Origin of the sequence: Amycolatopsis sp. NPDC051716 (assembly GCF_040681595.1) — a bacterium.
Classification (GTDB): domain Bacteria; phylum Actinomycetota; class Actinomycetes; order Mycobacteriales; family Pseudonocardiaceae; genus Amycolatopsis.
This window is the reverse complement of record NZ_JBFAZA010000049.1, coordinates 53149-61453: the sequence shown is the minus strand read 5'-3', so window position 1 is coordinate 61453 and position 8305 is coordinate 53149. Positions and strand designations below refer to the sequence as shown.

Genomic DNA, 8305 nt, shown 5'->3' with positions numbered 1-8305 from the left:
AGGCCGCCTTGGGTGCGTTCAACGCAACCAAGGCCACATTGGGGCGCTCGGGGACCGGGCCGCTGTCACTGAACTTCGGACGCGCGACACTAGCCCGGCTAGCCCGGCTTCACAGCCGAGAAGATCACCAGCTGCTTCGGTTCCACCTGGACGTCGACCTGCGCGAACCCGGCCTTCCCGAGTCGCGCGGGGAACGTTGCCGGGTCGATGACGTTCATCGTGTCGCCGATGTGCAGCAGGCGGAACCTGAGGTTGAGCTGGCCGTCGCTGCCGCAGTACGTGCCGCCGGGGCGCAGGACCCGGGCGGCCTCGGCGAAGATCGCGTCCTGAAGCTCCTTCGTCGGGACGTGGTGCAGCATCGTGAAGCACACGACGGCCGAGAACCTGTTCGCCTCGAACGGCATCTGCGCGCCGCTACCCTCGACGACCTCCGCGCGGTCGCCGTACTTCGCCCGCAGCAGCTCGCTCGACGCGGGGTCGATCTCCAGGACGGTCAGCTTCGGGACCGCCTTGAGCAGCACGGTCGTGGTGGCGCCGAAGCCGGGGCCGATCTCGAGGACGTCGTCGCCGAGGTCGTGGCGGGCCAGCCACGGCGTCAGGCGTTCCTCGACCGTGTCCGCCCACTTCGCTGAGCTGCAAATCCTGCGGTGGATGAGGTTCATCGGCATGGCATCGACGTTAGGGACGCGCGCGGGTGACCGGTAGCCGATACGCTGCCAACCGATGTCGCGAACCGGTCAAGCCATGCTGCTCGGCGCGTTCGACCTGCCCGCCGGCACCTGGTTCCCGTGACACGAGCACCCGGCGCACCAGCTGGTCTGGTCGGCTCGCGGGGTGGTCGCGGTCAAGGCGGGCGACGCCGGCTGGGTGCTGCCGCCGACGCGGGCCCTCTGATGCCCGCCGGTGTCCGGCACCGCACCGGCGCGCTCGGGCGGGCGGCGCTGCGCGGCATCTACGCCGACCCGGCGCGGTCGCCGGTGTCGTGGCCGCGGCCCCGGCTGGTCGTCGTCCGGCCGCTGCTGCGGGAGCTGCTCGAGTACCTGACCGGCGACGGTGTCGCGCCCGCCGCCCGGCTGCGTGCCGAAGCCGTGGCCTTCGACCTGCTGGAGCCCCTGGACGTGGTGCCGATCGTGGTGCCGTCGCCGGCGGACCCGCGCGCGCTCGACGTGGCGGCGGCCGTGCTCGCGAACCCGGCCGACCCGCGGACCCTCGCCGAGTTCGGCCGCGACGTCGGGGCCGCGGAACGGACGCTGGCGCGGATCTTCGTCCGCGAGTGCCGGATGCCGTTCGGGACCTGGCGCACCCAGGCGCGGCTGCGGGCGGCGCTGCCGCTGCTGGCCCAGGCCGCCCCGCTGGAGACGGTGGCCCACCGCGTCGGGTACAGCTCGGCGAGCGCGTTCGTCGCGGCCTTCCGGCGAGCTGTCGGCGTCACGCCCGGGGCGTACTTCGCGGGCTGACTACCGCCAGGACGGCAGCCAGCGCTCGGCCTCCCACTGGCCGTTCGTGATCGCGATGCCGTTCAGGATCGGCCACAGCCAGGCGAAGTTCGCCACCACCAGCCCGACGTACAGCGACACCACCAGCAGGCCCGTGCCGCGTCTCTCGAAGCCGCGGCGGGCGCTGCCGAGGATCTGGCCCAGGCACAACGTCAGCCCCAGCACCAGGAACGCCGCCAGCGGCGTCGCGTAGAAGAAGTACATCTGGCGGTCGATGTTGGTGAACCAGAAGACGTACCCGCCGAGGTAGCCGACCAGCACGGCCGCGTAGCGCCAGTCCGCGCGGAAGATCGAGCGCCACGCCGCCCAGCCGAGCATCGGGATCGCCAGCCACCACATCGCCGGGGTGCCGATCAGCATCGTCGCGCTGATGCAGCGGGCCTCGCCGCAGCCGGTGACCTCGCCGTTGTAGCTGTAGAGCATCGGGCGCAGGCCCATCGGCCACGTCCAGGGCTTCGACTCCCACGGGTGCGGGTTGTCCTTGGGCGTGACCAGCGTTTCGTGGAAGTGCAGGACGTTCGCCGTGTAGTCGCCGAGCGAGCGCAGCGCCGGTGGCATCCACGACCAGAAGCCCGGCGCGATGTCCTTGATCTCGGTGTAGTGCCGGTCGGTGGCGGTCTCGCTGGCGAACCAGGCCCAGTACGCGGCGAAGTACATCAGGAACGGGATGAGCAGGATCGCCCACAGCGCGGGCAGCACGTCCCGGCGGATCGTGCCCAGCCAGGGCCGTTCGACGCCGGCCGCGCGCCGGGCCGCGACGTCGAAGCCGACGCAGAGCAGCCCGAACGCGACGATGTAGTACAGCGCCGACCACTTGACGCCGAAGGTGAGCCCGATCATCAGGCCGGTCGCGAACCGCCACCAGCGGAAGCCGAGCTTGGGGCCCCAGACGGACTCGTTGACCCAGCCCTCGCGCACCGCCGTCGCGAGCCGTTCGCGCACCTGGTCGCGGTCGGCGAGCAGGCAGGCGAACGCGGCGAGCACGAACAGCGCGATGAAGATGTCGAGCATGCCCATGCGCGACTGCAGGTGCAGGACGCCGTCGCTGATCACCAGGATGCCGGCGATGCCGCCGAGCAGCGTCGAGCGGGTCAGGCGGCGGGCGATGCGGATGACCAGCAGCACCATCAGCGTGCCGGCCAGCGCGGGCATGATGCGCCAGCCCCAGCCGTTGTAGCCGAACAGCCATTCGCCGATCGCGATCAGCTGCTTCGCCAGCGGCGGGTGGACGACCAGTTCGTAGCCGTAGTTGTCCTCGTAACCGCCGTTGCGCAGCACCTGCCACGCCTGCGGCACGTAGTGCTTCTCGTCGAAGACGGGGCTGCCCTTGTCGGTCGGCACGCCGAGGTTCTGCAGCCGGACGATGCCGCCGATCACGGTCAGCACGAGGGTGACGACCCAGCCGCGCAATCGGTCCGTTGGCATGCCTCGGCCGAGCAGGGTCAGCTCGCGGTCGGTCGGCGGCCGGAGCGCCTCGACCGGGTCCGGCCGGACGCTTTCGTCGTCGGGACGGGTCAGCACGGCGGTCACGGGGGCGATCCTACGGGCGGGACGGGGCGTCCGTCGTCCGGATCCGCTGATCAGCCTAGGCTGGCCGGGTGACTTCGGGCCGCCTCATCCTCGCCGCCACCCCGCTCGGCGACGTCCGTGACGCTTCCCAGCGCCTGATCTCGGCTCTGGCGGAAGCCGACGTCATCGCGGCCGAGGACACCCGGCGCCTGCGATCGCTGGCTTCCGCGCTGGAGGTGACTCCGCGCGGCCGGGTGGTGAGCTTCTACGAGGACGTGGAGACGGCACGCCTGCCCAAGCTGCTCGAAGCGCTGCACGCGGGCGAGACGGTGGTCCTGGTGACGGACGCCGGCATGCCCAGCGTGTCCGATCCGGGCTTCCGGCTGGTGGCCGCGTGCGTGGCGGAAGACCTGCCGGTGACGTGCCTGCCGGGCCCGTCCGCGGTGACGACGGCGCTCGCGTTGTCCGGTTTGCCCTGTGACCGATTTTGCTTCGAGGGGTTCGCGCCGCGCAAGCCGGGCGAGCGGGCCAAGTGGCTGACGTCGTTGCGCGCCGAGCCCCGGACGGCGGTGTTCTTCGAGTCCCCGCATCGGCTGGCATCCCTTTTGTCCGATGCGGCCGCGGTGCTGGGCCCGGACCGTCCCGCCGCGGTGTGCCGGGAGCTGACGAAGACGTACGAAGAGGTGAAGCGGGGCACGCTCGCGGAGCTGGCTTCGTGGGCCGCGGACGGGGTGCGCGGCGAGATCACGGTGGTGCTCTCGGGGGCCGAGCCGCGGGCGGTGTCGGTGGCGGACCTGGTGGACGAGGTCGCGGCGCGGGTGGCTGCCGGCGAGCGCCTGAAGTCCGCGGCGGCGGAGGTCGCCGAAGCGACCGGAGTGTCCAAAAAGGAGCTGTACGACGCCGTGCTGGCGGCGCGGAAGTCGCAATGACTTCGCCTGGAGAACGCCGTTCTACTCTGCGTCGCACTGTCCGGGAAGTATGTCCTTTTTGTGGGGATAGGCGGCTCCGCCTGGATTAAGCCTTCTGGCCGCTGGCGCGCGAGGCGTTCATCGGAGATCGTTTCGGGGCGCGGTCCGGGGGTGGTCCGGCCGCACAACGAGGGGGTTCTTCGCGTGTCTTCGTCCTGCCCGAGATCCAGATCCGGCGCCGTTCTGCTCGTGCTGGCCGTGGCTTTCGGGATTCTCCCCGCCACGGCCTTTTCGCGTCCCGCGCCCGCCGCGGCCGACACCGTCGCGCAGGTGCCCGACACCGCGCCGGACGAGGCGACCGCCGCCCGCTACGCCGGACTGGCGCACAAGCGCGTCCAGGCGATGGACCAGACCACCGAGGCCGCCGAAACCTTCGCCAACCCGGACGGCACGTTCACCGCCACCCGTCACCTGCGGCCCGTGCGCGTCAAGCAGGGCGGCGGCTGGGCGGCGCCCGACTCGACGCTCGCACCGAAGGACGGCGTGCTCGCCCCGAAGGCCGCGACCACCGGGATCACCCTGTCGGCGGGCCGGCAGCGCGCGGTGAAGTCCGCCGGCGCGCAGCCCCTGCTGCGGCTGACGCGTGACGGCACGACGGCCGGGTTCGACTGGGCCGGCGCCCTGCCCGAGCCGGTCGTCACCGGCTCCACCGCCACCTACTCCGACGTCTTGCCCGGCGTCGACCTGCGGGTCGAGGTCGACGTCGACACCGTGCACGAGGTCGTCGTGGTCAAGACCCCCGAGGCCGCCGCGAAGGTCGAGACGCTCGGCTTCGGGCTGCCGGTGCAGAACGGCACCGTGGTCAAGGACGCCGACGGCAGCCTCCACGTACGGGACGCGAAGGGCGAAGAGAAGTTCAGCGCCCCGCCCGCGACCATGTGGGACTCGTCCGGCATCGACCCGGACGGCCGCGACTTCACCCGCGGGCCGGCGCCCGGCGGCCACCGGGCCGCGGTCGGCGTGGACCTCGCCGGGACGAAGCTCACCCTCACCCCGGACCGGAAGCTGCTGGCCGCGCCCGACACCGTCTACCCGGTCTACGTCGACCCGACCTGGCACGACATCTACTGCCAGAACTGCGGCCGCAACCACTACCTCGTCCAATACGCCTGCGGTTCGAACAAGTCGCCCGGCGACGCGGTCTGGGACAGCGACGACAACCTTCGCGCCGGGTACGTGAACGACTCGAAGTCGACCTGCAACGGGTCGCACCTCATCACCGCCCGCTCGTTCGTCGAGATGAACCTGGGCGGCCTCGCCGGGAAGAAGATCTACGGCGCCCAGCTGAATCTGGGCCTGACCAACCCGGGCAGCTGCGACCGGAACAACGACGTCGTCTGGTCCGGTGGCATCTCCGCGGGGATGGCGTTCAACAGCGGGCCGTCGTGGTGGAGCCCCATCAGGACCGTCGTGGGCTGCCCGGCGAACGCCGGCTTCGACATCACCGACGTCATCGCGAACGCGGTCGGCGGGAACTCGCCGACCTGGACCTTCGGCCTCGTCTCGCCGAACGAGGGCGATCAGGCGACCTGGAAGCGCTATTCGACGCAGGTCGGGTTCTCCGTCATCTACAACTCCCCGCCGAACCAGCCGGCCAACCTCGCCGTTTTCAACGGCACCCAGCCCTACCCCTGCGTCCAGGGTGCCTCGCGCCCGGTGCTCGGCCCGACCAGCACCGGCTACGTGACCCGGGCCAACGTCTCCGACCCCGACGGCAACGCGCTCGACGCCCGGTTCCGCATCTACAAGGGACTCGTCAGCAAGGGGTCCGGCAACTACACCTGGGACGGCCGGGAGTTCGGCTCGGACAACATCCTGAGCGACGGCAACCAGGCGAACCGGAACGCGGTCACGACCCTGCCCAAGGACGAGATGAACGCCGACGGGTTCTACTCGTGGGACGTCCACTCGTTCGACGGCAAGGACACGTCGTGGGCGGTGCCGTGCGAGGCCGAGGTCGAGCTGACCCCGCCCGCGGTTCCCGGGGTGGCGTCGCAGACCTACCCGTCGGGCGCCTACGGCGGCGGCCCCGGCCGCGCCGGTGACTTCACCTTCACCCCGGCCGGCACCGCGGCCCCGGTCGACCACTACGTCTGGCGGCTGGACAACACGGCCTCGCCGAGCTGCAACGGCACCGAAGCCGGCACGGTGACGCCGAAGGCCCTCAACGGGCCCGGCACCACGGCGATCGCCCCGGGCAGCTCGGGACCGCACGTGCTCAGCGCGTGGTCGTGCAACCGGGCGAAGACCCCGTCGAACCGGGTCGACTACGCGTTCACGGTGAAGGACGCGGCGGCGCCGGCGGCGTCCTGGCAGTTCGAGGGCGACGGCCGTTCGCAGGTCACCGGCCTGCGGTACGCGGGTGCGGGCACGGGCAACTTCGCGGCGGGCAAGCTCGGCCAGGCCGCGGTGCTCAGCGGCCAGTCCGGTGACTACTTCGCGACCCCGGCCCGGATCGTCGACACCGCGAAGTCCTTCTCGGTGTCGGCGTGGGTGAACGCGGCCGACCTGAGCGGCAGGCGCGCGTTCCTCTCCCAGGACGGCGACCAGACCAGCGGGTTCGCCCTGCAGTACCTGGAAACCGGCAAGTGGGCGTTCAGCCTGAGCGGCGCGGACGTGGCGAGCCCGGCGGTCACCTCGGCGGTGTCGGCGGCGGCTCCGGCGGCCGGGACGTGGACCCACCTGACCGGCGTCTACGACGCCACCGCGCACACCGCCGCGCTCTACGTCGGCGGTGCCCTCCAGCAGACGGTGTCCGCGACGGCGGCGAACGTGACCGGCCCGCTCGTGCTGGGCGGCGCGAAGTCGGGTGGTGCCCGCGCCTACCTGGCCAAGGGATCGATCGACGAGGCGGTCGTGGTCGGCCGGGCCCTGTCCGCGAGCGAGGTCACCACCCTGTACGGCGCCAACGGCGTCCCCGCCGGACTGAACGCCGCGCGAGAGTACACATTGGACGGTGACACGAAGGACGCCACCGGCACCGAGAACACCCTCGTGCTGCACAACCTCGCCTACGGCCCGGGGTATTCGGACTCGGCGGGCCAGTCGGCGACCGAGGACGGCATCGGCCACGGGAGCGGCCAGGCCCTGGTCGACCAGGGCCCCGGTTACGCCGCGACGTCAGCGCCGGCCGTCGACAGCTCGCAGAGCTTCTCGGTCTCGGCCTGGGTGAAGCTGAAGGACGCCAACCACTACACGATCCTCGCCCAGCAGGGTGTCCACGGCAACGCCGTCCAGATGAGCAGCTCGCCCGACAACATCGGGATCGGCATGAGCACCACCGACAGCGGCGATCCGAACGCGGCCGGGTGGCGCTGGGCCGCGGTGCCGATCACGCCTCACGTGGGACTGTGGACCCACGTGACCGGGGTCTACGACTCGGTGGCCGCGAAGGAACGGCTCTACCTCAACGGCGTGCTGGCCACCGAGGTGGCGATTCCCGCCGGCACCGTGTGGCGGGGCACCGGGCCGTTCACCGTGGGCAAGGTGGCGGACCAGGACCTGGGGGTCTTCAACGGCTCGATCGACCAGGTCCAGGTCTGGGACCGGGCGCTGCCCGCCACGGAGATCGCCGGGCTCGCCAACACCGCGGTGCTGCGGGCGAACTACCAGCTCGACGGCACGACGACCGACGCGGTGAGCGGCGTGACGGGCACGCCGTCGGGCAACGTCCAGCTGACCACCGACGAGAACGGGGCGAACGTCGCCCGCTACCCGTTCGCGTGGGGCTCGCAGATCGAAGGGCCGCGGCCGCAGAACTTCCGCAGTGACCGCAGCTTCACCGTCGAGGCGTGGGTCAAGAAGACCTGGACGGACGCCGACGCGGCGAAGGAGAAGCAGCGGGATCCGTCCGATCCCGCCGGCGTCGACAAGCCCGGCCGCACCGCGCTCGGGGCGAACGGCGCGTACTACTCGCCCTACCTGCTGGGCCACCGCGGCGTCCAGGACACGAGCGGCGCCTGGCACCCACGCTGGAGCTGGGCGATGTGGATGAAGGAGTCCACCCCGTCGACGCCGGTGTCCGTGCTGGTGACGCCGGACGGGGACGCCCAGCCGAACGTCTGGACGCACCTGGCCGGGACGTACGACGCGGTGCTCCACCGGGCTTGCCTGTACGCGACCACGGACGCCTACCGGTACACGACGAAGTGCGTCGGCAACGTCGTGGGCTGGAACGGTGCGAGCGACGTCGAGGACCTGTTCCTCGGCCGTGGCCGCTTCGAGGGCATGGACACCGACTACTGGTACGGCGACCTCCGCGGCATCCGGGTCTACAGCGGTGTGCTCGACGAGCAGCACATCAACGCGGACACCGTTCTCGACCACCCGTAA

The 8305-nt window shown here is 71.4% G+C and carries 4 protein-coding genes and 1 pseudogene; 3 read left to right on the top strand and 2 right to left on the bottom strand.

Annotation, left to right across the window (positions count from 1 at the left end):
- Window positions 1–98 precede the first annotated feature (98 nt).
- Entirely contained in the window at window positions 99–668 is a 570-nt protein-coding gene (locus AB0M30_RS42620) for a class I SAM-dependent methyltransferase (protein ID WP_364596843.1), read from the bottom strand.
- A 76-nt stretch (window positions 669–744) separates the two neighbouring features.
- Here AB0M30_RS42620 and AB0M30_RS42615 point away from each other — a divergent pair.
- Window positions 745–1457 (top strand): annotated as a pseudogene (locus AB0M30_RS42615) (helix-turn-helix transcriptional regulator).
- Here the strand turns inward: AB0M30_RS42615 and AB0M30_RS42610 are convergent.
- A complete protein-coding gene (locus tag AB0M30_RS42610) occupies window positions 1458–3026 on the bottom strand; it encodes a phospholipid carrier-dependent glycosyltransferase (RefSeq protein ID WP_360163286.1) in 1569 nt (522 codons plus the stop codon).
- A 68-nt stretch (window positions 3027–3094) separates the two neighbouring features.
- On the opposite strand from AB0M30_RS42610, the gene rsmI reads away from it, so the two are divergent.
- Window positions 3095–3934, top strand: a complete 840-nt coding sequence (rsmI, locus tag AB0M30_RS42605; RefSeq protein ID WP_364596839.1) for a 16S rRNA (cytidine(1402)-2'-O)-methyltransferase — start codon at window positions 3095–3097, stop codon at window positions 3932–3934.
- Window positions 3935–4162: 228 nt separating this feature from the next.
- Window positions 4163–8305 (top strand): LamG domain-containing protein, encoded by a 4143-nt coding sequence (locus tag AB0M30_RS42600; RefSeq protein ID WP_364596836.1) that lies wholly within the window; start codon window positions 4163–4165, stop codon window positions 8303–8305.